Source organism: Paenibacillus sp. NPDC056722 (assembly GCF_042790635.1).
Taxonomy (GTDB): Bacteria; Bacillota; Bacilli; order Paenibacillales; family Paenibacillaceae; genus Paenibacillus_AQ; species Paenibacillus_AQ agri.
Genome location: NZ_JBHTYV010000008.1, coordinates 144,936 through 170,172, shown reverse-complemented (window position 1 = coordinate 170,172; position 25,237 = coordinate 144,936). Strand labels below are relative to the sequence as shown.

Below are 25,237 nucleotides of genomic sequence, written 5' to 3'. Positions count from 1 at the left end.
ATGATCGCCGTGTTGTATCACATTGACATTTTTCTCCGCTTATACTAGCTTTGTTAGGGTAGCTTGGAACAACTAGATCAAGAGACAGGAGACTTGAAGACATGGAATGGTTTGCAGCAATGGAGCGGGATGACTACGAGGAGTTGTTATTCTGTCAAGATAAGGCATCAGGCCTGAAAGCGATAATTGCGATTCATGATACTACCCTGGGGCCAGCACTAGGGGGTACACGGATGTGGACGTATGCTTCTGAAGAGGAAGCCGTCATAGACGCCCTTCGCCTTGCCAAAGGGATGACCTACAAGAATGCCGTATCTGGATTGAATCTGGGCGGAGGTAAGACTGTAATTATCGGCGATCCGAAAAAAGATAAAAGTGAAGCCATGTTCCGCGCTTTCGGGCGATACATACAAGGATTGAACGGCCGTTACATCACGGCTGAGGATGTAGGTACAACGGAAGAAGACATGAACATCATCTATCAGGAGACGGATTATGTCACCGGTACCTCGCCTACCTTCGGTTCCTCGGGCAACCCTTCGCCTGCCACAGCATTTGGCGTTTATCAGGGAATGAAGGCAGCAGCCAAGGCGGCTTTCGGTACGGATTCACTGGAGGGCAAGACGATTGCCGTTCAAGGTGTTGGCAATGTCGCTTTCAATCTGTGCAAGCATCTGCATGAGGAAGGTGCTCAGTTGATCGTGACGGATATCAACAAGGAGGCAGTCAGCCGTGCTGTTGAAGCTTACGGTGCGAAGGCGGTTGATCCTGATGAGATTATCGGTGTAGCGTGTGATATTTATGCACCGTGCGCACTGGGGGCAACTCTGAATGATGAGACCCTGCCACTGATCAAGGCCAGCGTTATTGCTGGTGCGGCGAATAATCAGTTGAAGGAAGCGCGGCATGGTGAGGCGCTGCATGAGATGGGCATTGTGTATGCACCGGATTATGTGATCAATGCTGGCGGTGTAATTAACATTGCTGATGAACTGAACGGGTATAACCGGGAACGTGCCTATCAGCAGGTTGCGAAGATCTACGACAACATCACCAAAGTGCTGGAGATTTCGCGCAACCATGGCATTCCGACTTACGCCGCAGCCGACCGGCTTGCAGAGGAGCGGATAGCGTCTCTCAAAAATACCCGCAGCACATTCCTGCAGAACGGGCATCACACCCTCAGCAGAAGAAATCTGTCGGTAAGGTAATCATGGTCTTGTAGATAATCGAAAGACCGTCTTAAAGCAGAGGGGTATCTCAAAAGCCATGACATGCTTTTGAGATACCCTTTATGTTTGGAGCGGGGATTGACGTGAGAACTTAGAATGGATGCTGTGCGAAGGAGCGTCGTTATTCCAATTGCTAACGAATCCAGATTTTATTATTTTCTCTGTGTCCACCACAAAATCACGGATTGCTTCGTGTTGCCGCCAAGTAACGGACCCCAGAGGCCTTATTGTCTATCTATTCAATTTTTCAGGAAGATAACGGACTCCAGAGACCCTATGGGCAGAAATCCTGCCCAAGATCCGCTACTTGGGAGGAAATAACGTCACCTGAGTCCGCTAGCTGCTTAAAAAGAAGTTTTATGCGAAAATAACGACGATACGGTCCGTTAGCTCCTATATGGGAGCTCCCCAACCGCGAGCTCTCCAATGTTAGGCCTCATCCGCGAGCACTCAATGTTAGGTCACAACCACGAGCACTCCAATGTTAGGTCTCATCCGCGAGCACTCAATGTTAGCTCCATACGATATCTTGAACTGATTGGGTCGGTTGTGTTGATGAAGTTGTTTTGTGGAGAAACTTTCAATCCAAAAATCAGGCTTTAACAGTGGTCGGAAGACCTCCCGATCCGTGGCGGCACAATCCAGTCATATCCCTAACTGTCCTCTGAATTCCACATCTTTAGAAAGCATAACCATAATATTTCTCGGCATTTCTAAGGCTCGTCCAAATGTCGGGACTTTCTCCGCCAATGTACCAATAGGCGACACCAGCTAATTTTTTATTAGCAACAACGTTGTATTTAGCAATTAAAGACCGCCCGTCTTCCAACCAAATCGTGTGTTTAATAGCATTTTTCGTGTAGCTAGCAACATATTGACCCAAGGTATCATTCCACACCGGTCGCATGGAATAGGTGCTGATCCGTTGGTTCTGTTCAGGAAACGTTATATATTGTGATGAGGACACTGTTCCATTTGGCAGGAGCGTCCAGTCCCGATTATAGAATGGCATAGCTAAGATGATCTTTTTACTGGAGACGACCTTCAGAAGAGTATCTATTGCATTTGAAATATAGGGAAGCGAAGCATTAGAGCCAGGATAGAGACTGCTTTCGTAATGCTCATCGTACCCCATGATGACAACATAATCGGCTTGTTTGCCAAGCGCAGCATAATCGAATGCCTCAGTCCAATCAGTTCCAAGATCTGGTGATACATCTATAGACAGTGTAGCCCCCACGGCATGCAGCTTCACCGCCAATAATGTAATGAAATCAGTGAAATACCGCCGATCAGCACCATCTACATTTTCAAAATCAATATTAAGCCCATCAAGGCCATATTTACTCACCATAGCTACTAATTGCGTAATGGCTGTATTTCTGGCAGTAGTGCTGGATAACAGTTGATGCGTAGCTTCTTGATCGGATCGATTGCCGGCCATTGCCCAAATCTTTTTATGGTTACCCTTTGCCCATGAAATCAGTGAGGTTTCCGTTAAATCTGATACGACGCCATCCTTCCCTACAAAATACCAACGCGGTGACAAGGTGTTCACATCGGATTTCAAGATATCACGCTCATATTCTGCGGTGGATCCATACTGCCAACCGATGACGATTCCTTCATTTGGTGCATGCTCAAGTGCAGCAACCCAGTTTTTATTTTGCAACACCCGATACATCAGTACAGCGGCTTCCTGCCGGGTTATGGCTTCCGTAGGCCGGAAATATCCGGTTTCATCGCCTTTCATTAATCCTAGCTTACTAACGGCAGCAACAGAACCGCCAGCCCAAGCAGCGATATGATTACTATCCTTGTAGGTTGTCAGATTAGTAAAATTTCCACTCACTTGTTTCAAGGCTCTTGCCATCCAGACAGCAGCCTCTTGTCTTGTCACGGCTTGTTTAGGAGCAAAAGTAGTCGGTGAGGTTCCAGTTGCCAAGTTCAACTGCACAGCGGTTTGAATAGAGCCGTAATACCATGCGTTTTTCGCTACATCTGTGAAGGATGTTACTGGACTGGCTACGGGATCAAGCTTTAGCAAACGTTCCAGTATCGTTATAAATTCGGCTCTAGTAATAGACTCTGTTGGTGAAAAACTCGTTAATGAGGTTCCTGTAATAATCTTTTTATTATATAAATCGATAATTTCGTCTTTAGCATAGCTGGTGCTTATATCTTCAAAAGGCGGCAGTTTATCCGCCAACATAGGCTGACTCCAGGAGCTTATTGCGTAAATGATAACGATGGCTGCAAATATGAATCTACTGAATATGCTCTTCACGAGATTCCTCCTATTGATATCAATTATAAAATTGTATCAAAGATTGAATCGTTATTCATTGATGAGATATTGGTAGATTACATGCCTCATAACTTAAGAAACCCGGCAGCGCTCACGGTAATCTCACCGCTAACGTTCTGCCGGGTTTTTGTTGATTTAATGGTACTACTGTACTTTTTGTGGTTCCGGATACGTGACGCCAAGGGTATCGACAGTTACCTTCTTCATGACCGGTGGATGTTCTGGCCGATCAGAGCTGTCGCGGGGCAAATTCACGATGGCGTCTACTACTTCAAGACCTTCTGTGACCTTGCCGAATGCAGCGTAGCTTCCATCAAGATGTGGAGCATCAGCTGTCATGATGAAGAACTGGGAGCCTGCGGAATTGGGATCTTGCGATCTGGCCATCGACAGGACACCTTCCGTATGTAGCAGGTTGTTGTTGAACCCATTGCCGGAGAATTCGCCAGCGATGCTGTAACCCGGTCCACCCATGCCGGTGCCGTCAGGGTCGCCACCTTGAATCATAAAGCCTGGAATGACCCGGTGGAAGATGGTTCCGTCATAAAAGCCCTTTTGGATCAGGGAGATAAAATTGTTGACGGTGTTAGGAGCAACCTCAGGGTACAGCTCGGCCTTGATGATTCCGCCATCAGCCATTTCGATGGTTACTACAGGATGGCTTGCAGTGTCAGAGGGAAGCCCGCTGCCCTCGGCATTGTTCTGCGGTGTGCTGGTCTCCTGTGGTGCTGCCGTTTCCTGTGCGGTATTGCTGGTTTGATTCCCTGTCTGATTGCCTGCAGCGCTACTGCTATTATTGGCTGCTGGCTTCGCACCACAGCCGGACACTACAATCAGCAGCAAGGATAGCATTACCAGAAGGATGGCAGGGTTCTTTCTTGTCAACTTCACCTTTTTATTCGCTCCTTTAGCTTGAAAAATCATTGTCTTAGCCTATAATAACCTCTTTGTCCTGCTGCATGCAAAAAAATGCTTGTTCCTTCCTGGGGATTGGCACCTGTTGCAAAGAGGTTTACAATAGTAGGATGCTTCCAAGGAAAACGCTGAAAGGACGTGTACTTGATGAACTTTTCGTGGAAGCGGAACCTGATCGTGCTTTGGGTAGGAGTTTTCTTTTGCAGTACGGCATATTCGATCTCGATTCCGTTCCTCTCTATTTTTCTCTCCGATGAGCTTGGGGTAACGAACCATTTGGAGATCTGGTCCGGTATCAGTTTCGGCATTACATTTCTGGCCAGTGCTCTGATCGCACCGTACTGGGGTTCTTTGGCTGACAAATACGGTCGCAAGCCGATGCTGATTCGTTCAGGATTCAGCCTGGCCGCGCTGTATCTGATTAATTATTTTGTGCATGATCCATACGTCTTTCTGCTTGTGCGTATTCTCCAGGGGCTGCTGGCGGGATTCATTCCTGCGGCGATTGCCATGGTAGCGACCAATACGCCTGAAGAGCGGACCGGCTATGCCCTCAGCATTATGTCTACGGCAGGGGCAACCGGAAGTATCATTGGGCCGCTGATCGGTGGTGTAGTGAGCTATTATTCAGGGAACCGGAGCGCGTTCCTGTTCTCTGCAGTGATGGTTTTGGTCTCAGCACTGACTGCCACCTTTTTTGCCCATGAGCAGAGCATTGACCGCTCTGCCCCGAGATCCCATGTGCGGGATGACATCAGGGAAGCGGCGAGCAACCGGGTATTCATCACCCTTCTTATTTTGGGAGGAATCAGTACGTTCTCCGTGATGATTCTGGAACCGCTCATCCCGATCTATCTGCTCAGTATGGGTGTAGCTAAGAGTCATGCCTCTCTCAGCTCCGGAATTGTCTTCTCCGCAGTCGGCATTGCTACTGTGTTGATGGCGCCGCAGTGGGGGCGCATTGGTAGCCGCAAGGGCTTCGGAGTCATTTTGTTCATCGGCTTGATCGGCGGGGGGATCGGCAACATCCTGCAGTTTTTCGTCTCGGGTTATGTGGAATTTGCTCTGCTGCGCTTTGCCTATGGCTTGTTCTACGCCGGAGTCCTGCCATCCATTAACGCCATGATTGTACAGGTGACCGAGTCGTCCTTCCGTGGCCGGGCGTTCGGACTGAACCAATCTGCTTCCCAGCTTGCGACAATGGCAGGCCCGATTGTTGGCGGCCTGTTGGGTGGACTTATTCCAATCCGCTGGGTATTTGTTATTAACGGGCTGATGCTGCTGGGCGCAGCGCTGCTGGTGAAATCGCGCAGACTGGAGGCTAGGCTATCGGAGGTTCGTCATCCAGGCACTTCCGCTTCATCGCAATAATTGGCTGAAGCACCCTGGATTAGGTTGCTTACCCTATAAACGCCGCCAAGACGGTTAGTCTGGCGGCGTTTAACTTTCATGGAGATTCTGATGGTTAGTCTTCTTCTCCCTGTGAACCATTCAATACATCGATGCCCGGCATGGCGTCGATTGGGGGAGAGACAGGGTCGACGGGTGTTCCCGCTTCCAGATCATCTGCATCCGGGATGTCCTCCAGCGGTTCCTCTTCGTCGTAGTCGATCTCTGCTGAAGTCTCGTTCTCATCTGCAAAATCAATGGTTGTGCCGGTCAGGCCCGCAGCGTCGGCCGCCAACACAGCGTCGGATTCAAGTAGATCATCCCGTCTTGGTGCTGGAGAGGCTAGAATCGGACGCTCCCGTCTTTCTTGTTGGTGAAGGCCCCGCTCCGGAACGTTCAGACCAATATCTGCGGCCAAATATTCATCCCCGACCAATACCGGATCTGATCCTTCATCGATAACCCCGTCAAAATCTACAGGGATGGCTCCGACGGGCCTGTGGATGGCAAGCGCTGATTCCAGCGGGACCCGGTCTTTAGGGGTAGGGTCTTCGCTGTTACCCCGCGTGGTTATTGTTCCAACGGGACGAATAACATCTGTAGGAATCTCCTCTTCAGGCGAGGTATCGCGGCTTGAACGATATCGTTCGTAAGCGAAATCGGCTTCTGTCTTATTGAATTCATTGCCCATGCATCTCAGCTCCCTAAATATGGTGTAAAATACCAATGTATATTCTTTACCCTTCTATGCGGGTGCGAATCGTCTGACAGGTGGACAGGCCCCATCCATAATATATTCATTCCGGCCCGGCATTAACCAGATTAGGGGTGAAATCGTCTAATTTCGAGGTTATTTGCAGATAGAGGGAGGGATAGCTCGAAGGCTGTCGAAATTAAGAAGCGTACATACTATACATACAACTATCGACTTACTGAGGTGCCGAGATGAAGTTGCCACTACAAAAAACAGCGGCGGTAGTTCTTGTGCTATTACTACTGACGGCCATCGTTCCTATAGGGGTAGCCTTGGAATGGGGCGGACCATCAGGCAGATCATTGCCCGGCTGGGAACTGAAATGGGAGAATACAACTGCACCCGATGCCATGAAAGCGGCGGCATCTAGGGGTGATGAATGGATAGAAGTAATCGAACAAACACCAATGCCAGCGGCCCCCGAGGGAGCCCATGCAGCATGGTTGCGGGTGACAGTCCCGCGGCTGACAGAGAATTCAGCACTGCTAATTGATAAAGTATTCGGAGAGGATATTAAGGCCTTCCTGAATAATAAGCTTGTGTATGATTTGCAAGGAAAGAACAGTTTCAGCGGGAATAAAATTCTGATTCCTCTAAGTGAAGAAACCTCCGGAGGGCAGCTATATTTGTGGAGTAGCGGAGGCGGCAGCAAAGGACCCGGCATTGAGGGCCGCATTCTGGTGGGGAATTATGGGAAACTGCTGGATTACTATATCAAACAGGACTTTATGGATATTGTCATTGGTACGGCGCTTATTTTTATGGCGTCCATCTTGATCGTGTGTTCCCTGTTTCTCAAGAAGGAGCCGTTCTCCAGTGCTTTATTGCTGATGCTGATTATTTTATCATGCGGAATTTTGGTCGTGGTGTACTCACCGCTCCTGCCACTTGTATTAAGAAGTCAGGGCCGGCTGACAGAGCTGCTGTTTGATCTGGCATTGTTTACGTTGCTTCCGACTTTTACTCTTTACTTTGAGCGGATATTCGACAGCAGTAAGAACAGGTTTATTGTTCCCTTCCGGAAATTCCAGATAGGCTATTCCTTATTCAGTCTGTCGCTCTGGATATTGAATGCGGCCGCATCTTATCGCTTGGACGATATATATCGGTTCATGACGGTCAGTGTTGTCGGGATCTTGATGATGATCCAGTTTGTCTTTTTACTAACCCTGGCGGCTATCTATGCCTATCGCGGCAATTCGGATGCCATTATTTTCACTGCAGGCTTTGCCGTCTTTGCGCTGCTGTCGTTGACAGAGTTATCTCTATTCTTTGCCACCAATGAGAGGTATCACTTCTACTGGTGGAAATGGGGTCTGGTAGTATTCATCATCTCACTGATTGTGATCCTGGGCAGAGGGTTCGCCAGAAACCATGAGCAAGTGGTGGAATATTCACGTGAGCTCGAGATGTTCAATAACGATCTTCAGCGTTCTGAGAAAATGGAAATTATCAGCGAATTGGCTGCATCGGTGGCACATGAAGTTCGCAACCCGTTACAGGTGACCAGAGGTTTTCTACAGATTCTAGGGGAACGTTCCGGTAAAAAGGAAAAGGAATATCTGCAAATGGCGGTGGCAGAGCTGGACCGTGCCTCGCTAATTATTACGGACTTCCTCACCTTCGCAAAGCCAGGTATGGAGACGGTAGTCCAGCTCGATGTTTCCGCAGAGCTCAGACATGTGTCGGGTATTCTGCTTCCGCTGGCCCACATGCAGGGAGGGGAAATTGAGCTGAAGTTGCAGCCTTGTCTCTATGTGCTCGGCAGTTCCTCCAAATTCAAGCAGGCTTTTATCAACATCATCAAGAACAGCATCGAAGCTTTGCGCGAAGAGGGGATGATCGTCATCACCTCATGGAGATCAGGGGATCAGATTCTGATTAGTGTGAAGGACAATGGAGAAGGTATGAAGGTCAGTGAGCTGTCTCGCCTGGGCGAGCCGTACTATTCAAACAAGACCAAAGGGACGGGACTTGGGCTTATGGTAACGTTCCGTATCGTTGAGGCGATGCAGGGCACTTTGGAGTTCCAGAGCAAGAAGGGCGAGGGCACAGAGGTGATTATCAAATTTCCGGCGGTCGACCCGGAATAGATTTTATTCCGTATTTAAAGGATTGGGCGGCCGCTTGCGCGAAATAGAAGGTAAGAACATAAATGAGTCTCTCAATATTCCCCGCGAGGTGCTTGAATGCGAGTCTTTGTGAAAAGTCTTCATATAACAGCGGCACTTTGCCTTCTTCTGATGATCAGTAGCTCACTGCTGGCATCTGCGGCGAATTCCGGAACAACGTATGAGCTGACCAAGTGGCAGATGGAATGGGAGAGTCGTCCGCAAGCTCCGGTCCCGGGGACAGAAATGCCTTCGGGAATCACGGACGGGCAAGCCTGGACAACCGTGGATGGTAGTCAGGGCCGTATGGATCTGCCCCCAGGTATTTCTGCTGCCTGGAGCCGTATGATTATCCCAGAATTACATTTCACCTCTCCTTCGCTGTACATTAAGACCCTGTATGCGCTGCATGTCAAAGTGTTCGTGGATAACCGGCTAATTTTTGAAGGGGACCGCTCGTTTATCAAGGATAACTATTCTCTGCTTCTACCGCTAGGTAGCGGGGACAGCGGGAAAATGTTATATATATGGACGGAAACACTGCAGGACCGGATCGGCATCAAGGATAAAGTGGTCATTGGCGAGCACAGCGAATTGATCAACTCTTATGTCAAGAGCGGGCTGATGGATGTTATTTTGGGCAGCGCCTTTATTTTTGTAGCTTTAGTTCTGTTTGTATGTGTGTTTTATCTGAACCAGGCATATTTCTCCAGTATCGTGGCCCTGGCCATCGTTATCTTCTCCACAGGTGTGCTATCCATTACCTATTCTCCGTTTATCTATACCTTTTACAGCTATCTTGGCAATGTAAGTATCGTCATGCTGGATATAGCGCTCCTATCATTGCTCCCTTCCTTGACCTTCCTGTTCGAGAGAATCTTCGGAAGCGGCAAGTGTGCGGTAATTCGGAGGTTTCGCAAGTTCCAGGTCGCCTACTCTCTATTCTGCCTAGCCTGGCTAGTGATTAACGGATTATCCGGGAATCGCTTTGTGGAGTTCTATTATTTTATTTCCACGAATATTGTGGGACTTATCCTCATCGTTCAGTTCATCCTGCTTATTGCCTGTGTAATCATTTATTCGGCCAAGGGCAATAAGGAAGCTATTATTTTTGCCATCGGCTTCGGTACAGCTGCGCTTACCGGGGTAGTGGAGCTGATTTGGTACTATGTCCGCAAGGGAGACTATGACTTAGTTTATTGGAAATGGGCGTTAGTCGTATTCATCATGTCTCTCATTGTTATTTTAGGTCGCCGCTTGATGCTGAACCATCAGATGGTAATCAAGTATTCGCGGGAGCTTGAATTGTTCAACAATGAACTGCAGCGGTCAGAGAAACTAGAGATCATCAGTGAACTGGCGGCTTCTGTGGCACACGAGGTGCGCAACCCGCTTCAGGTAACAAGAGGATTTCTGCAGCTTCTTGGCGGGAAATCACATGGGGCAGAGAAGAAGTATTTGAACATGGCCATCAGTGAGCTGGACCGGGCCTCTAACATCATTACGGACTTCCTGACCTTTGCCAAGCCGGAATTCGAACAGATCAGTGTACTGAATATGAACGAGGAATTTCATCATATCGAGAGTATTATGCTGCCGCTATGCCATTTGAGTAATGGGAAGATGGATCTGAATGTAAAAGGTGAGCTGTGGGTCAAGGGGAATTCCTCTAAATTCAAGCAGGCTTTTATCAATATTATCAAGAACAGCATCGAGGCCATGGGGGAGGAGGGTCATATTGAGATCATGGCATACGGTGAAGGCAACAAGGTACACATTCGTATAAGAGATAACGGAGAAGGGATGGAGCCTGAGGTGCTGAACCGGCTGGGGGAGCCGTATTTCTCCAACAAGACGAAGGGGACCGGGCTTGGGCTGATGGTGACCTTCCGTATTATTGAGGCCATGCAGGGGGAAATTGTATTCTCCAGCAAAAAAGGAGCAGGAACCGAATCCATTACGACACTGCCGCTGGCAGAACGTCCGGATGCTTCCCGCTCCTTATGAAGTTGATCTTGGTGTATTACCAGGAACCCAGTGGTTTAACGTCGGTTTTCAAGGCGCCGGAAGCCGGACTTGGAGGAATGACAAGATAGAATTCATTGGAGTCTTCCTCGACTGCCTTTAATGTAACGCTGTCGGGAATGATGATGCCCAGAGCTTCTTGGATGGCTGACTTCGGATCGCTGAGCAGTCTTTGTTTGAAACTCGGATCTTCCCATGCCTTTTGAATCACTTGATTTCTAAGAATCGCTTCTGACAAAATAATCACCCTCCCAAAATGGTTATATTTTCCTCATTAGTATAGCATAAGGCCTATTCTGATTCTATTACTATTTATGCATATCTGTCATATTTTTGGAGAGCCAGTAAGAGAGTCCTCCGCTCTGCAAAAGACGTTTTTCCTCCTCGATTGAAGCAGAAATATGCGTTAAATTTTCAGATAACAACTGATGAAAAGTATACAAATGAGGGGCGTTTAGAGCATGTTCTGAAAGTCCGTCGTTGGTGGCTCTTGCAATGTCAGCGAAGTGTTCTATTCCCCCTGTCGTAAAAATGAAATCCCTAATCTCCCCGAGGGTAAGTTCGCTTTGCGCCTCTGGCCGATGGCTATTCGCGAGGGAGAGCAACGTGTTGTAGCTGCCCGATTTCCAATCTTCTTCCCAATCTTCGTAGTCATCCAGCATCTGCAAGGTGAGCAACACATCATCCATCATCGCCTCGGCAGAGGGCACGACTTCTTCATGGCCGGTCAGAAGCAAGACGGCGGTGCTACTGAGCTTAAGTGGGCTTGCTTTATGGGAGATTTTCACCCGGTTATTGTTGAAGTAATCGCCTGTGTGTTCATTGCTGACACTGTCGGCCCATTCGGTAATATAGCGACTGAAGAACGACCAGAAGGGGGAATCTGAAGGGAACAGCTGCCGGTAAATCTTGAGGAATTCGACATAGAATAAATTAGCCAGTGGCAAATGTGAATGAGCGAAGGATTCGTGACTGTCCATTAGATCATCCTGAATAAAGAAGTAGAGCATGAGGAACACATTGCCCCGTGACATCTGACGGGTGACCTCAGCTGGCAGGCCGTATCCGTCCCGCAGCCAGAATGGGAGCAGATAACAGATATAGTTCTTGTGACTCCCAGCCGTAAATACGTTAAAATGGTCAAGGTAGGACATGCCCTGACCTTGCAGTGGCTCTGGAAATGCAGAGATGGTACGCCTGCTATCTTCAAACACCAAGCGAAGCTCTTCCTCATAAGCATAAAGCCAGTCCATAGGTACATCTCCTGTCATAAATTTAAATATTATGTAATAAAATGGGACGTTTTTCCTGATTATAGCGTTCTGCTGTGACGATTTCAATCTTAATTTAGGGAGACATAGGACCATGGAATGGTATACTTTCGGGCAAATGCTAATGGCCATCCGGATCGGCCAGAAAGCTGTGACGCCAGATGGACGAACTCTACGGCGTTCCTCTGCAGGATTGTTCTGGAAGGGTGGACGCCAGGACGGTAAAATTGTAGAGATTAGGGACTATCTTTTCACCGATCTCTGGAGAATTGAGGAAGATGAAGAGAGTGGAGAAGAGGCGGGGAAGCGCGAAGCAGTGGAGCGTAAGGAAAGGGAAATGCTTGAAAATCAATACGAAGAGCTGCGCTGGGAATATCTGATTGAGCGGCGTGGCGGAGCGGACAATACAGGAAGAGGTGGCGAACATGGATAAGGTTGTATTTGGATTGGTTGGCGGCGGCTGGCGGGCCGAGTTTTTCTTGCGGATTGCGAAAGCGCTACCGGAACATTTCTCGGTTGGCGCGATGTACGTGCGGAATCCGGACAAGGCTGAAAACTTGAGCAGAGCTTGGGGCGTGACTGTATATACGGATTTGGAGCAGTTCATCGCGGCAGGAGGTTATTCCTTTGCGGTAGTTTCCCTGAGCCGGGAGGTCAGTCCGTCATTTATAGCAAAACTTGCTGCAGCACAGATTCCTGTGCTGACGGAAACACCGCCCGCCTCAGATTTGGAAGGACTGATCTCACTTTGGGAGACAGTAGGCGGGGCTGCGGCCAAAATCCAGGTTGCTGAGCAATATCTGTTCCAGCCGATGCATGCCGCCAGAATTGCGCTGGCCCGATCCGGCCGGCTGGGTGAGATCAGTCAAGCTCAGATCTCGGCGGCACATGGCTACCATGGGATCAGCCTGATGCGGCAGTTACTCGGTATCGATTTTCAGAATGTGACCATCAGCGGCCGGGAATTCCGTTCCCCGATTATCAACGGACCGCAACGTAGTGGCCCGCCGGCAGCCGAAGAGACGGTGGAAGCGGATCAGAAGATTGCTTTCTTCGATTTCGGGGACAAGCTGGGACTGTTCGATTTCACGGGTGAGCAATATTTCTCCTGGATCCGCAGCAACCGGATTCTTGTCCGGGGTAACCGCGGGGAGATTGTCAATCATGACGTCGCTTGGCTAGAGAGCTTTGACAATCCGGTGTACACAAACTTGCGCCGCATGGATGCCGGACATGGCGGAAACCTGGAAGGCTTCTATCTTAAAGGAATTATCGCGGACGGAGAATGGCTATACCGCAATCCCTTTATCCCGGCCCGCCTGACGGATGATGAAATCGCAATTGCGGAGAGTCTGGCCCGGATGGCCCACTATGTGCGGGGCGGCCCGTCCTTCTACAGCCTGGCCGAAGGCAGCCAGGATCATTATTTGTCCCTGCTGCTGGATCAGGCTGTCGCCACAGGCACAGCTGTGACTTCAGAGACTCAGCCTTGGGCCTTGTAAGGCTGAGTCACAATCTCACTGCCGCGCTGTGGCAGTGAGGCGGACCTGCTGCAAGCGATCTGCTGCAAGTTGAAGCAGATGGCACGGTGCAGCAGGAAGAAAGCGTATCAGCGCAGCAAGATATAGCGGTCACAAGCGCAGCTGCGCAGCAAGATAGCTTTGCAGCTGCACAAGCAGGCCAGCCTCCGAACGCGGGAGGCTGGCCTGCTTTGTTGTATGTCTGTGCCGATGCATCAGGCACAGCTTGTGGCGTGCGGCACGCTTACACGCGTGCCGGCTCCGCAAGGTCTGCGGCCAGCGCTGCGTACTGGCCGCGCAGGCGGACCAGCTTGGCGGTGCTTAGCGCCAAGCCGCCCGGCCGGTTGCGCTCCGTCCAGAGCAACCGGTACTCGTGGAGCAGCAGATCCAGATCATGGATCTGCGCGGCGAGCAGGCCGCGGTCCACTTGATCCCGGCCCGCTGCCAGTTGGAGCTTCAGTCTGCCAAGCTGCACCGCATGGCTTATGAAGTGCACCCCACTGCGCAGTTCCCGCAGCACGAGTTCTGCATCCTCGCACTGTAGAGCTAGCCCTTCGATCCGTTCAGCGATATTTCTAGCGTAGTTTTCCAGTTTGTCGAAATGTTCTGCGGTCAACTTCCCGATAATCCGTAGATTATCCAGGTCGCTGCGCAGCAGCATGGACAACTCGGAGTCGTTGCCGTGATAGGTGGCTTCTAGTGTATAGTAGTTGCCGAGATCTAGCAGCAGTTGCCCGATGTTTGAAGAATGGTCCGCAAAAAGGAATTGATTCAGATATTCTGTAACATTGACCTCCAGATTATCGTTAACACTCCAGGCAAGTGCAGCACCGTAGACAAATCCGGCATAGCTGACCGGAAGCTGCTGCCAATGTCCATGGTCGCCCCAATCTGTAATGAGGTAGCCAATGGCACCATTGGTTTTGCCGTGAACAGCAGCACTGCGTAAGTTGGCCAGCATGTTGTCAGTACGTCCGGTCAGGGAGTTCCAGGAGCTGGTTCCGGGACAGACATAGAATGGAATGCCTGCCTCGCGGAATTTCAGTGTGTCCGCTTCAAATGGATGCTCGGCACTATAGCCCCATTCCATCGCGATGATATTCTTGGGGAGCTGAGGGATTAACTCGGGATGCTGGATAATAATATCGCCCCAGAACTGCATGGTTTTACCGCGGGCTTCCACCAGTTCTTGAATCTTTTGCAGAAAGGACAGGTACAGTGAGCCCTTGCCTTGCTCCTCTGCCAGCGCCTTACTTTTGCCAAGCCCAAGCTCGTAGGTTTCGTCGCAGCCTACATTGAATTTGGAAGAGCTGAAGTAGGGCAATAGATCATCGTACATTTTCTCCAGCAGCTTAAGTACCTCAGGGTCTTCCGTATCAAAGGTGCCGGGATGCATAGGCAGTCCATCTGGATAAAATTCGCTGTAGTACATGCTTTCCGGTAGTGAGAAGCCTTCCGGGATCTCAGCCAGGTGATTGAATTCCGGCCGGGTCAGCCAACCCTCCATATGTCCGAAGCTGTTCTGATTAGGCACTAGCTCGATGTAGCGCTCCTTGCAGTAGGCATCCAGCTGAAGGATTTCTTCACCGCTGATTGGAGTTTCCAGTTCCCATACCTGAGGGAAAGACTCGTAGGCAAAAGGTGCGCCTTCTATATATAGCTGCAATTCATTGAGCTTTAGATCCGCCATTAGATCCACGATTTTGAACAGGGTGCCGAGCTTCGGAACTTTGTTCCGGCTAATATCAATCATCAGGCCCCGTGCGCCGAAGTCTGGTTCATCCCGGATCGTAAGGAATGGGAAGCTTCTTCCGGTCTGCTTCAGAATCTGCTTCAGTGTTGCTACTGCCAAGAAAGCACCCTGCGGAGAGCTGTAAGTTACGTTGATACCAGTCACGCCGGAATGAATCTCATACGCCTGTGGAGGTAGAGCGGAATCTTGATTGAATACGAAGGCCGGTTGAACCGTTGACCGGGTACCAATGGACAAGGCTAACTCAAAGTTCAAGGTTTGCGTAATGAACTGCTGAAGTCTGCGTGCAGCCGGCAAGATCCCGGTTGGTGTAGAACTGGCAATAACAATTCGGCCGTTGGCCGGGATAACATAGGCCCCTTCGGCCACGTCCAATGACTTGGGATGGGGTAGAAGCTGTAAGGAGACAAATTCAGGCATAGCATAGCCACCTCTTATTCATGTAGAATATGATCATCTTCCCTTTAACGATAACACCAGAAAACCAAGGAAGGAATGCATATGATGCCCAAGCTCATGGATTATACGATCAGCCCTTATCCGATTGTCATCATAGATCCCAAGGTGGATGCCTCCCGGTTGAAGCTGAAGCCTATTCGAGTCGGGCAGGTGGGTCATTTGCCGGGAAGAACACTATTTCGATCAGAAGTTGTGTTCGAGCAGTGGGCGATTGTGTATATCGTCTCCGGCAGCGGTACTTATATGGAGAATGGCGGCAAGATGCAGCAGGTACGCGAAGGCAGCCTGTTCTTCTTTAGGCCGGGATTTACCTACAACTTTGGCCCCGCTCCCGGCGGGAGCTGGGATGAATACTATATCAACTTTAGCGGAACGCGTATTGCTGAATGGCTGGAGTCAGGTCTTATTGCCGGGGGCATCGTATTTCAGGCGGAGGGTGTCAAGGGACTGCAGGAGGTTTTCGAAGCTGTACTCGGCCAGATGGAAGGGGGCGCTCCGGAAGATGCCGACCGGGCAGCGTTGTGTCTCGAACGAATGCTTTTGGAGTGTTCATTTATAATAGAAGAAAAAAATCGACCATCTCAGGTTGATCCCATGCCTCAGATCAGGGAGGACCTAAATTTTTGTGTCTATGGCACGATGGACTTGCACCAGATTGCCGCGAAGCACCACATCTCCATGTCCACCTTGCGCCGCCTGGTTCGCCGCAGTAGCGGGTATCCCTTGCAGGAATATATTCACCGGTTGAAGATGGCTGAAGCGAAGCATTTGCTGCTCAATACCTCACTTCAGGTGAAGGAAATTTCGGGACTGCTGCATTACAGTGATCCTTTTTATTTTTCCCGGTTGTTTAAGAAGTATATGGGCATTTCACCACTGTTATGTCGCAATAACATATGATTAAACGACATTAATTCCGCTTATTCCCCTTTATTTTGTCGTAATTTGCAGTTTCTTGTTGACTTTTTTTATAGAACAATGATACTGTTTAGTTTATATAAGTGAGTTCACTTTAGTGCTTACGTACTATTAGCGGAGATGAAGGTCATGAGGGAATTTTACTGCATCCGTTGTCACAATCTCCATAGTGTAGACACCAGAGCATCATCACTGCGCATCCTGACCACGGGGTATCATATTGTGGAGGGACAACGTTATCAGATTTGTATATGTGAATCCTCGAATTTGTATGATGCTGTTGCCAAGCAATCGGAATAACCGTCGGATACCAAGAGGTTTTCTTGGGGAATTATTGAAAATAAACTTAAAACAGCCTGTCCGAAAATCGGATAGGCTGTTTGTGATGAAGATCTGACATATATCTCACATTGAATTCGCTTTCTTTTCGATATTTGGATACAAATAGCTTATCCACCAGAAAAAAAGGGCGTTTTCGCGTTATTTATTTGTAATGTAAACGCTCACAACAATGCCGTCAACTTGTTATTGTGATTTTTCTCATGTATGATGCTTTTATCAAAGCACAAATATAGCTGGCATTTTCCACAAAACTGGGGAACAGGGTGGTGGGAATGAATATTAAATCAACTGCGGAAGACAAAATGATTGCCTTTTACCGATGCTTTTCATTGTCCCTTACGTCATTAATGTTTCTTTTTAAACCGGCGGGACCTTCCGTATTATACAAATCCCTTATCATCATTCTGTTATTTATTTTGGCTCAAGGCTTCGTTATGGGTTACCGAAGGCTTCGAAGCAGACCGCGCATCCTAATGATGGCTGTGAGCACAGAGATGGCACTGATTATTCTGCTTACTTTACTTACCGGGGGCTATGACAGCCCATTTAGGCTTTATGTACTTAATCCCGTCCTCATTGCTGCAGGATCATTGTCCTTGTACTTTGGTTGGAGCCTGCTTCTTAGTTATATCGGCATAGTTATTGCTTTTTGTTACCTTTTTCTCAATTCTGCGAATAAGTCTTTCGCCGCAGCTGTTCTTGAGAATGGGAACTTGTTTCTAGCACTAGTACTTACTCTTATCGTAATGCAGATGGTGGCCAGAATCAAACGTCAGCGGGAGGAAGCCAACGCTAGGACCAAAGAAACGCTCGAACAGATCAAATCGCTATACCATATCGTTGAAACATCCAGCCAGCATGATTTCATGAATATTGGCCAAGTGATTACGGACTATGTGGTGAAGCTTACGAAGCTGGATAAGGCGTTGTTCTGGTTCGCCAAAAAAAGCGGGGAGCCTGCACCGGAGAGCCGGCAGACCGGATGGCATCAGGAAGATGAGCTATTTCTCTTCTCCGAACTAGAGAAGCATGAACATGAGTGGCGACTACAACGCGATCCCGTATTCAAGAGTCTGCCCGGACTCGGTGATTTTCTGCTGATGCCTGTCCGTATGAGTACCCGGTTTGTAGGCATGATTGGCGTGAAGCTGGAATACGCGGAGGGTCTGGAAGGGCGAAGATGGTACATTCAGCAGTTGATGTTCCTGTCGGAGCTGAGTGCGATCATTATGGAGCGCCATGAGCTGGGTGTTATCGAGAACCGGCTGATCATCACGAATGAGCAGAATCGGATTGCCGACGAAATGCATGACAGTGTGTCGCAAAGCCTATTCGGCATCGTCTACGCAACGCATTCTCTGAAGCAAACCTGGAGGAAGCTGCCTGATTATCAGCTCGAGGAGCAGATAGACCTGATTCATGAATCAGCCACCAAGGTTGCCAAGGAGCTGCGAATTACCATCTACAGTCTCAGTTCCAAGAAAAGCGGTGGGCCTACTTGGCTGGGTATGGTTCGTTCGCACCTAAAAAGCTTATCCAGGTTGAATGATGTGGAGATTGAACTTAAAATAACGGGGGACGACTTCAGTCTTCCTTACCCTTACCATAAGGCGTTGTTCCGAATTATCTCGGAAGCTACAGGCAATGCCATCCGCCATGGGGCGGCGAGTCGAGTGGAAGTTGAACTGTCTCTGAAGCCCAAGTGGATCAGATTGTCCATTTCTGATGATGGGACCGGATTTGATGCAGCTCTGCTACACACCGAATCTGAAGAAAGCACTGGCGGACTCGGTATGAAGAATATGCAGTATCTCACCCAGTCGTTGGGCGGCGATTTTCAATTATCAAGCAGTAGGAATGCAGGTACCAAAATATTGATCCTGATACCTGTCGGCACGGCGGAACTGAAAAATGCATAAATTTTAGGCAGGAGGTCGTTTGAGTGAAAATCGTCATTGTAGATGATCACCCGTTGGTGAGAAGAGGATTGGCAGCGGTCATTTCGATGCAGCCTAATGTGCAGTTTGCAGGCGAGGCTACAAATGGCCAGGAAGCGTTGTTTGTGATTGAGGAGACGCAGCCGGATCTTGTGCTGATTGATCTGAAGCTGGCCGATGAGTCGGGACTGGATGTAATCAAGGCGGCACGTACACGCGGGATATCCAGCAAATTTATTTTATTAACTTCGTCTGCTAGTAGGGAAGACTTCCTTAAGGCGGAGGAGGTGCTCGTCGACGGGTATGTGCTTAAGGAGGCACTACCTGAGGAATTGCTGTTCGCCATCCAGTTGGTACACAAGGGGAGGAAATATTATGACCCCGGACTGATGGAGGACAAGATGCGGATGACGGGCAGCAGCCCGACCGACGAGCTGACGCCGAAGGAGAAGGAAGTGCTGATCGAGCTTGGGCAGGGGGCCTGCAACCGGGAGATTGCCTCAAGACTCTTTATCAGTGAATTTACGGTGAAGAAGCACGTCAGCCAAATCCTGGCGAAGCTGCAGGTTGCCGACCGTACACAGGCGGCGCTGTATGCCAATGCGGTTGGACTGACGAAATTCGAAATGTCATATGATTAAGGCGACCCGCCTTAGGCGGGATCGCCAGAAGAACACGGACTATTGTCCGTGTTCTTTTTTTTATGCCTACACAGCTTAGCACCTTAACCTGAACAATTTCTGAACACTACTTGATGTTATCGATATGGCACTAAAGTATACCGTACCCCCCTCTAAAGGCGTATGCCCCCTTATCCCAAAGTGAAAAGGAAAGTAAAGATATGGCCCATGTGGGGACATGATGTGATCGGTAGAATAAAAGTAAGATAACTGAAAATTTCATGGATGCTTTCAAAGCATTTTATGCGGAAGGAGGGTTACTGTGGAAAAGACGATTCTGGACTATATTCACTTGATCAAGAAAAGGCTATGGCTGATTACGGTATTTGTACTGATCTCCTGTGCTACAACCCTCTACGTCAGCAAAAACTTCGTTGTACCCGTCTACTCCGCCTCCGGACAGTTGCTTGTTAACAACATTGCAAATGTGCCCGCAGGTAGCAACCTCAACGAGTTGAACTTCAGCCTCAATCTCATCGAGAGCTACAAGGAGATCCTTAAATCTCCAACGATCTTGAAGGAGGTTGTAGCTGAGCATCCTGAGTTCGGCCTGACGCAAGAGAAGCTGAGAAAGAAGCTGGACATCAAGTCTTCGGACAAAAGCCAGGTGATTAACCTCAGTGTGGAGGATGAGAACTACACCAAAGCAGCCGGCATTGTAAATGCCGTGTCGCAGACCTTCATCCGCAGCCTGCCGTCACTGATGAAGCTGGACAATGTGACGCTTCTGACACCGGCTGATCCGGCCAACAAGCCAGTTGCAGCAAATGCAGGTATCCTGATGAATATTGTCATCAGCTTTGTCGTTTCACTCATGGCGGCGCTCGGCATTATTCTCCTGATGGAGACGTTGAACAGCACGCTCCGCTCGGAGAAGGAAGCAGAGATCGAGATTGGTCTTCCGGTCATCGCCAGCATCCCGGCCATTCGCAAGCGCGATCTGAGCAAGGGTGCAGGTCTCAATGAGAGAGTAGGGGAGGGCACCTATGCTGCCGCTAAATAGCAGTTTGATTACAGATTTTAATCCTTCTTCACATATTTCGGAATCGTTCCGTTCGCTACGTACCTATATCCGGCAGCTTGGCTTGCTGCACAAAGACGGTGGCCAAGTGCTGCTCTTTACTTCAGCAGAGAGGGGCGAAGGCAAGACAACGATTTTGTCGAATCTGGCGGTGTCCTTTGTGCAGGATGGCAAGAAAGTGGCAGTGGTCGACTGTAATCTGCGAAATCCGGGACTTCACACTGTATTCGGGGTCGACGGCGGCGAAGGGCTGGCAGCTTATCTTGACGGGCTGAAAGAAGCGGATGAGATTCCTGTTCAGGGGAAGCTCGACAATCTTACCGTGATTCCGGCAGGGCACGCCGTAGTTAGTCCGCCGGATCTACTGGGCAGTGATAAGATGGCCGCCTTGCTGAAGGCACTCAAAGACAGTCATGATCTCATCCTGGTTGATTCGCCTCCAGCCGTTGCTTACAGTGATGCCCGAATTCTGGCACCTCAGGCGGACGGAGTGATCCTTGTCGCTAAATACGGGAGAACCAAGCGTGACTCATTGCGCAAGGTGAAAGTGCTGCTGGAGCAGACCGGCTCCAAGATTCTTGGTATTACTATGAACCAGAGTAAATAACGATACATTCAGGCTATCGAAACTTTTAGGAGGTAGAGTGCGATGAAAAAGGTGAAAAAAGTAATTATCCCTGCAGCAGGTCTGGGTACGCGCTTTCTTCCTGCCACAAAGGCCATGCCTAAGGAGATGCTTCCCATTATCAACAAGCCCACGATTCAGTACATCGTGGAGGAAGCTATTGCCTCCGGCATTGAGGACATCATCATTGTTACCGGTAAAGGGAAGAGAGCCATTGAAGATCATTTTGACAACGCATTTGAACTGGAGTCCCGCCTGCTTGAAGACGGTAAGCTGGAGCTGCTAAAGGAGGTTCAGCGTTCTTCCAAGGTGGAGATTCATTACATTCGCCAGAAGGAACCGAAGGGTCTCGGTCATGCCGTTTGGTGTGCCAGACGTTTCATTGGTGATGAGCCCTTTGGCGTTATGCTTGGCGACGATATTGTCACTGGCAGAACGCCATGCTTGAAGCAACTGATTGATCAGTATGAAGAGACGCAGAATTCGGTAATCGGCGTGCAGGAAATTCCGGAAGAATTAACGAGCCGCTACGGGATTATTGAGCCTGATTTCCAGGATGGACAGCTGTATCGGGTGAACAACTTTGTAGAGAAGCCGCCGCTGGGCACAGCCCCTTCTAACCTGGCGATCATGGGTCGTTACGTATTTACACCGAAGATTTTTAAATACCTGGATCTGCAGGAAACGGGTGCGGGTGGCGAGATTCAATTGACGGATGCCATTCAGAAGCTGAACCAGAGTGAGCGAGTGTACGCGTATAACTTCGACGGTACAAGGTATGATGTTGGCGAACGGCTCGGGTATATCTTGACTACCTTGGAATTCGCGCTGCAAAACGAGGATTTGCGTTACCCCGTGATGGATGCTATGGCGGAATGGCTAAGCAAAGCCGGACAAACTACCCTGACAGGATAAGCTTAAGCCCGCCGGAATGATCCGGTAAGCTAACAAAATTTGTGAACATGAGGAGAGTTGAGCATGCAAAAACTGCCGGAAGACTATGAGTACGTCCTGCCGAAACTTTACATGCTGCATGCCAAGGAGGAGGCGAAAGATTCCGATTCCTATCTGGTAATGAAACGGATGATCGATGTCTTCTGTTCTGCCCTTGGCCTTCTCGTCTTGCTGCCGCTGTTCCTGGTAGTGGCTGCTATGATCAAGCTGGAAGATCCCAAGGGGAAAGTATTCTTCCGGCAGAACCGTGTAGGTAAGCACGAAAAGCAGTTTCCGATGTACAAATTCAGATCCATGGTATCTAACGCCGAGGAGCTGAAGGAACAACTGCTGGCCTATAACGAAGTAAGCGGAGCGATGTTCAAGATCAAGAACGATCCGCGGATCACACGGACAGGAAGATTCCTGCGCAAGACGAGCATCGATGAACTGCCGCAGCTATGGAACGTGCTGCTGGGCCATATGAGCCTGGTAGGTCCGCGTCCGCCGCTGCCGGAAGAAGTAGCACAGTACACAGAATATGACAAACAGCGCCTTACCGTCACACCGGGCTGCACGGGTTACTGGCAAGTCAATGCCCGTAACAGTGTCGGTTTCGACGAGATGGTGCAGCTCGACTTGACTTATATTCATATCCGCAGCACGATGCTGGATTTGAAAATTATCTTGAAGACCGGCCTCATGCTTCTGGGGTCCAAAGACGCTTATTAATCTTGTGGAAATTAGGTGAATGCCGATGCGTGAACACGGAGTCGCTCCCAAGATTTCCATCATCATTTGCACATATAACCGGGCAGCTCTACTGATCAAGACCCTCCATTCTCTGGTACCGCTGGAGAATTTGGAGCAAGCAGAGATCATCGTGGTGGATAACCGCTCGAAGGATGATACGGCGTCCCTGGTCAGGACGTTTATCGAAGATTACAGGACAGAGATGGATATTCGCTACATTTTCGAACCTATGCAAGGATTGTCGGCTGCCCGAAATACAGGGATACTGGCCTCCAAATCCTCGCTAATTGCTTTTCTGGACGATGATGCGATACCTTGCCGGACCTGGATTACAACCATTGTATCCACCTTTGAGGAACGGCCGGAAGTGATGGCTATGGGAGGTAAAATTGCCCCGATCTTTGAGACAGGCCGGCCGGAATGGTTGATCAAGCCATTCGAGCTGCCTTACACCATTGTCGATCTTGGCAACAGGGTTAAGGAGTATCCGGGTCGTCTGCATCCCTGCGGAGCCAATATGGCGATGCGCAAGCCAGTCTTTGATATCAGCCTGTTTCCACTGGATCTGGGCCGGAAGGGGGAATCCCTTTTGTCTGGCGAAGAGACCTGGTTGTTCGGGCAAATCAAGCGCCAAGGGCATGCGATCCTGTACCATCCGGACATGGCGGTGGATCATTTTGTTCCAAAGAGCCGTCTGTCCGAGGACTGGATTCTTAAACGGTATTACAGCCAGGGCATTTCCAATGCCATGAAAAGCGAAAGCTTGAAGGACCGGGTGGTCCTGCTGGGAACAACAGCTGCGAAAGTGCTGTACATCATGGCGGATTCGGTGCTTTCCCGGAGCCGGGGAAAACGGCTTTTGAACAAGTGCAGACTGGAAAGCATCCGGGGAACCCTGCACATGATCTGGAACCGGAAGAGAGAATCCGCAGCGGGGTGAGGGGAAGGACATGACTAATTTTGGATGGAGCTTCAAAGCAGGCGCTGTTCCGTATGGGATGCTCTATCTCATCTCCGCCCTGCTTCTGGGAACAGCGGTGATCTACCAGCCGTTGCTTGCAGCCGCTGTCGTACTACTGATTATTCTGCTGGGGATCTCGATCGCGCGTCCGGAATGGATCAGCTATTTTGTTCTGCTGACGACAGCAATCTCCGTCAACTTTCTGTATGAGGGCAGCCTCTTCGGGATAGAGATTCTATCGCTCTACAAGCTGGCTATTCTGGCCCTGCTGGTGCCGTGTATCCTGGTAAATGGTCTGCGGTTCAAGCTGAGTCAGCCCTTATGGGCCTTACTCGTGCTGGTGTTCATCACCTTCGGGTTCTCGATCTGGCTACCACAGATGACTTCATCCATCGCTGTTAAGGCGTTTATCGGTCTGTCGCTTCCCTTTGTATTTCTCCTGATCAACTGGAAAAAAGAAGTCGCTGAGCAGCAGATTCGTATCATTTGCCTGCTGCCGCTGGTCAGCTTACTGGCTGGAGCACTGCTGCAAGCTGCACATCTCCATTCTTTCTTTGATGTTGAATTCACAGGGGCGGTGCGGGTGCAGGGGGCTAACATCCCTTCGCATCTGGCGATGCTGGCCTTTCTGGGAGTCGCCATCCCGTTTATTGAGATTAAGCGCTACCCGCAGCGCGCCAAGTTCTTTTACACCCTGCTCGGTCTGAACTTCTTCATTCTGATTGGAACAGGAACAAGGGGGCCGATTCTGGCCCTGGGCCTTATGGTCCTCTACTACTTCTACGATATTCTGAAGCAATATCTGAAAGGGAAAACCCTGTACCTGATTCCGCTGCTCTGCTCGTTTCTCCTGATCTTTGCCGCTGTATATATGCAGCTCGACAACCTCAAGAAGCGTTCTTTTGAACGGACGACGGAAACGGGAGTGGATCTGTCAGGGCGGACGGAGGCCTGGGCGTATTTTCTGAACAAGGCGGAGGATTCCCCTTGGGCAGGAAGAGGCCTGGGAGCAGTAACAGTGGCGAATGACGGCTCTTTATACAAAGGCTTTGTCGTTCCTCACAACGAGTACATCCGGTTTTATTTTGATAGCGGGTATATTGGCGCCAGCCTGTTGATGCTCTCCTTATTGGCTGTATTTCTTCTGGTTTACAGAGCTTTGGCACCGCCGGTCAAACCGTATTATGTGTTTTTTATTGCAGCGTTTCTGATCTATTCGTTCTCCGACAACACGCTGTCGACGGTCCAATTTATTATCCCGTTCTGTTGGTACCTGAACTGCCTGTATCGATCTTCACGGTAGGCCGATCCCCACAAAAAGAAGTGATAC

At 49.5% G+C, this 25,237-nt stretch carries 21 protein-coding genes; 15 read left to right on the top strand and 6 right to left on the bottom strand.

Features of this window, described 5'->3' with window-relative positions; translation table 11 throughout:
* Positions 1-101 precede the first annotated feature (101 nt).
* Complete coding sequence (locus ACFRAM_RS19670) at positions 102-1,211, top strand: Glu/Leu/Phe/Val family dehydrogenase (RefSeq protein ID WP_379467299.1); 1,110 nt, start codon at positions 102-104, stop codon at positions 1,209-1,211.
* A 700-nt stretch (positions 1,212-1,911) separates the two neighbouring features.
* On the opposite strand, the gene ACFRAM_RS19665 is transcribed toward ACFRAM_RS19670, so the two are convergent.
* Positions 1,912-3,519 (bottom strand): S-layer homology domain-containing protein, encoded by a 1,608-nt coding sequence (locus tag ACFRAM_RS19665; RefSeq protein WP_379467298.1) that lies wholly within the window; start codon positions 3,517-3,519, stop codon positions 1,912-1,914.
* A gap of 165 nt (positions 3,520-3,684) precedes the next feature.
* A complete protein-coding gene (locus tag ACFRAM_RS19660) occupies positions 3,685-4,392 on the bottom strand; it encodes a peptidylprolyl isomerase (protein WP_379467412.1) in 708 nt (235 codons plus the stop codon).
* A 210-nt stretch (positions 4,393-4,602) separates the two neighbouring features.
* On the opposite strand from ACFRAM_RS19660, the gene ACFRAM_RS19655 reads away from it, so the two are divergent.
* Positions 4,603-5,826 carry an MFS transporter gene (locus tag ACFRAM_RS19655; RefSeq protein ID WP_379467297.1) on the top strand — a complete coding sequence of 408 codons (1,224 nt, stop codon included), beginning with the start codon at positions 4,603-4,605 and terminating at the stop codon, positions 5,824-5,826.
* 94 nt (positions 5,827-5,920) lie between these two features.
* Here ACFRAM_RS19655 and ACFRAM_RS19650 read toward each other — a convergent pair whose 3' ends face one another.
* Complete coding sequence (locus tag ACFRAM_RS19650; RefSeq protein ID WP_379467296.1) at positions 5,921-6,535, bottom strand: hypothetical protein; 615 nt, start codon at positions 6,533-6,535, stop codon at positions 5,921-5,923.
* Positions 6,536-6,789: 254 nt separating this feature from the next.
* Between ACFRAM_RS19650 and ACFRAM_RS19645 the strand changes: the two genes are divergently transcribed.
* Positions 6,790-8,691 (top strand): ATP-binding protein, encoded by a 1,902-nt coding sequence (locus tag ACFRAM_RS19645; protein ID WP_379467295.1) that lies wholly within the window; start codon positions 6,790-6,792, stop codon positions 8,689-8,691.
* Between the two features lie 96 nt (positions 8,692-8,787).
* Positions 8,788-10,716, top strand: a complete 1,929-nt coding sequence (locus tag ACFRAM_RS19640; RefSeq protein WP_379467294.1) for an ATP-binding protein — start codon at positions 8,788-8,790, stop codon at positions 10,714-10,716.
* 16 nt (positions 10,717-10,732) lie between these two features.
* Here the strand turns inward: ACFRAM_RS19640 and ACFRAM_RS19635 are convergent, their stop codons facing one another.
* Positions 10,733-10,975: an NHLP leader peptide family RiPP precursor gene (locus ACFRAM_RS19635; protein WP_175374044.1), complete on the bottom strand. Its 243-nt coding sequence runs from the start codon at positions 10,973-10,975 to the stop codon at positions 10,733-10,735.
* Between the two features lie 67 nt (positions 10,976-11,042).
* Positions 11,043-11,987 (bottom strand): hypothetical protein, encoded by a 945-nt coding sequence (locus tag ACFRAM_RS19630; protein WP_379467293.1) that lies wholly within the window; start codon positions 11,985-11,987, stop codon positions 11,043-11,045.
* A gap of 112 nt (positions 11,988-12,099) precedes the next feature.
* On the opposite strand from ACFRAM_RS19630, the gene ACFRAM_RS19625 reads away from it, so the two are divergent.
* Both ACFRAM_RS19625 and ACFRAM_RS19620 read left to right on the top strand, forming a co-directional pair.
* Positions 12,100-12,438: a hypothetical protein gene (locus ACFRAM_RS19625; RefSeq protein ID WP_379467292.1), complete on the top strand. Its 339-nt coding sequence runs from the start codon at positions 12,100-12,102 to the stop codon at positions 12,436-12,438.
* Positions 12,431-13,507 (top strand): Gfo/Idh/MocA family protein, encoded by a 1,077-nt coding sequence (locus tag ACFRAM_RS19620; RefSeq protein WP_379467291.1) that lies wholly within the window; start codon positions 12,431-12,433, stop codon positions 13,505-13,507. Before ACFRAM_RS19625 ends, ACFRAM_RS19620 begins: the two co-directional genes overlap by 8 nt.
* A gap of 262 nt (positions 13,508-13,769) precedes the next feature.
* On the opposite strand, the gene ACFRAM_RS19615 is transcribed toward ACFRAM_RS19620, so the two are convergent.
* Positions 13,770-15,698, bottom strand: a complete 1,929-nt coding sequence (locus ACFRAM_RS19615) for a beta-N-acetylhexosaminidase (RefSeq protein ID WP_379467290.1) — start codon at positions 15,696-15,698, stop codon at positions 13,770-13,772.
* A gap of 81 nt (positions 15,699-15,779) precedes the next feature.
* Here ACFRAM_RS19615 and ACFRAM_RS19610 point away from each other — a divergent pair, with 81 nt between their 5' ends.
* The 9 genes from ACFRAM_RS19610 (at position 15,780) to ACFRAM_RS19570 (ending at position 25,210) form a co-directional block, all read left to right on the top strand.
* Positions 15,780-16,637, top strand: coding sequence for a helix-turn-helix domain-containing protein (locus ACFRAM_RS19610; RefSeq protein WP_379467289.1), 858 nt, complete (start codon positions 15,780-15,782; stop codon positions 16,635-16,637).
* Between the two features lie 632 nt (positions 16,638-17,269).
* Positions 17,270-18,916, top strand: coding sequence for a sensor histidine kinase (locus tag ACFRAM_RS19605; RefSeq protein WP_379467288.1), 1,647 nt, complete (start codon positions 17,270-17,272; stop codon positions 18,914-18,916).
* 23 nt (positions 18,917-18,939) lie between these two features.
* A complete protein-coding gene (locus ACFRAM_RS19600) occupies positions 18,940-19,575 on the top strand; it encodes a response regulator (protein WP_379467287.1) in 636 nt (211 codons plus the stop codon).
* A 301-nt stretch (positions 19,576-19,876) separates the two neighbouring features.
* Positions 19,877-20,617 carry a YveK family protein gene (locus ACFRAM_RS19595; protein WP_379467286.1) on the top strand — a complete coding sequence of 247 codons (741 nt, stop codon included), beginning with the start codon at positions 19,877-19,879 and terminating at the stop codon, positions 20,615-20,617.
* Positions 20,601-21,242, top strand: a complete 642-nt coding sequence (locus ACFRAM_RS19590) for a CpsD/CapB family tyrosine-protein kinase (RefSeq protein ID WP_379467285.1) — start codon at positions 20,601-20,603, stop codon at positions 21,240-21,242. The genes ACFRAM_RS19595 and ACFRAM_RS19590 overlap by 17 nt, the downstream gene beginning before the upstream one ends.
* Before the next feature lie 42 nt (positions 21,243-21,284).
* Positions 21,285-22,175 carry a UTP--glucose-1-phosphate uridylyltransferase GalU gene (gene galU, locus ACFRAM_RS19585; RefSeq protein ID WP_066377222.1) on the top strand — a complete coding sequence of 297 codons (891 nt, stop codon included), beginning with the start codon at positions 21,285-21,287 and terminating at the stop codon, positions 22,173-22,175.
* 57 nt (positions 22,176-22,232) lie between these two features.
* Entirely contained in the window at positions 22,233-22,925 is a 693-nt protein-coding gene (locus ACFRAM_RS19580; RefSeq protein ID WP_066377223.1) for a sugar transferase, read from the top strand.
* 25 nt (positions 22,926-22,950) lie between these two features.
* Positions 22,951-23,886: a glycosyltransferase gene (locus ACFRAM_RS19575; RefSeq protein WP_379467284.1), complete on the top strand. Its 936-nt coding sequence runs from the start codon at positions 22,951-22,953 to the stop codon at positions 23,884-23,886.
* A gap of 10 nt (positions 23,887-23,896) precedes the next feature.
* Entirely contained in the window at positions 23,897-25,210 is a 1,314-nt protein-coding gene (locus ACFRAM_RS19570) for an O-antigen ligase family protein (protein ID WP_379467283.1), read from the top strand.
* Positions 25,211-25,237: the final 27 nt, after the last annotated feature.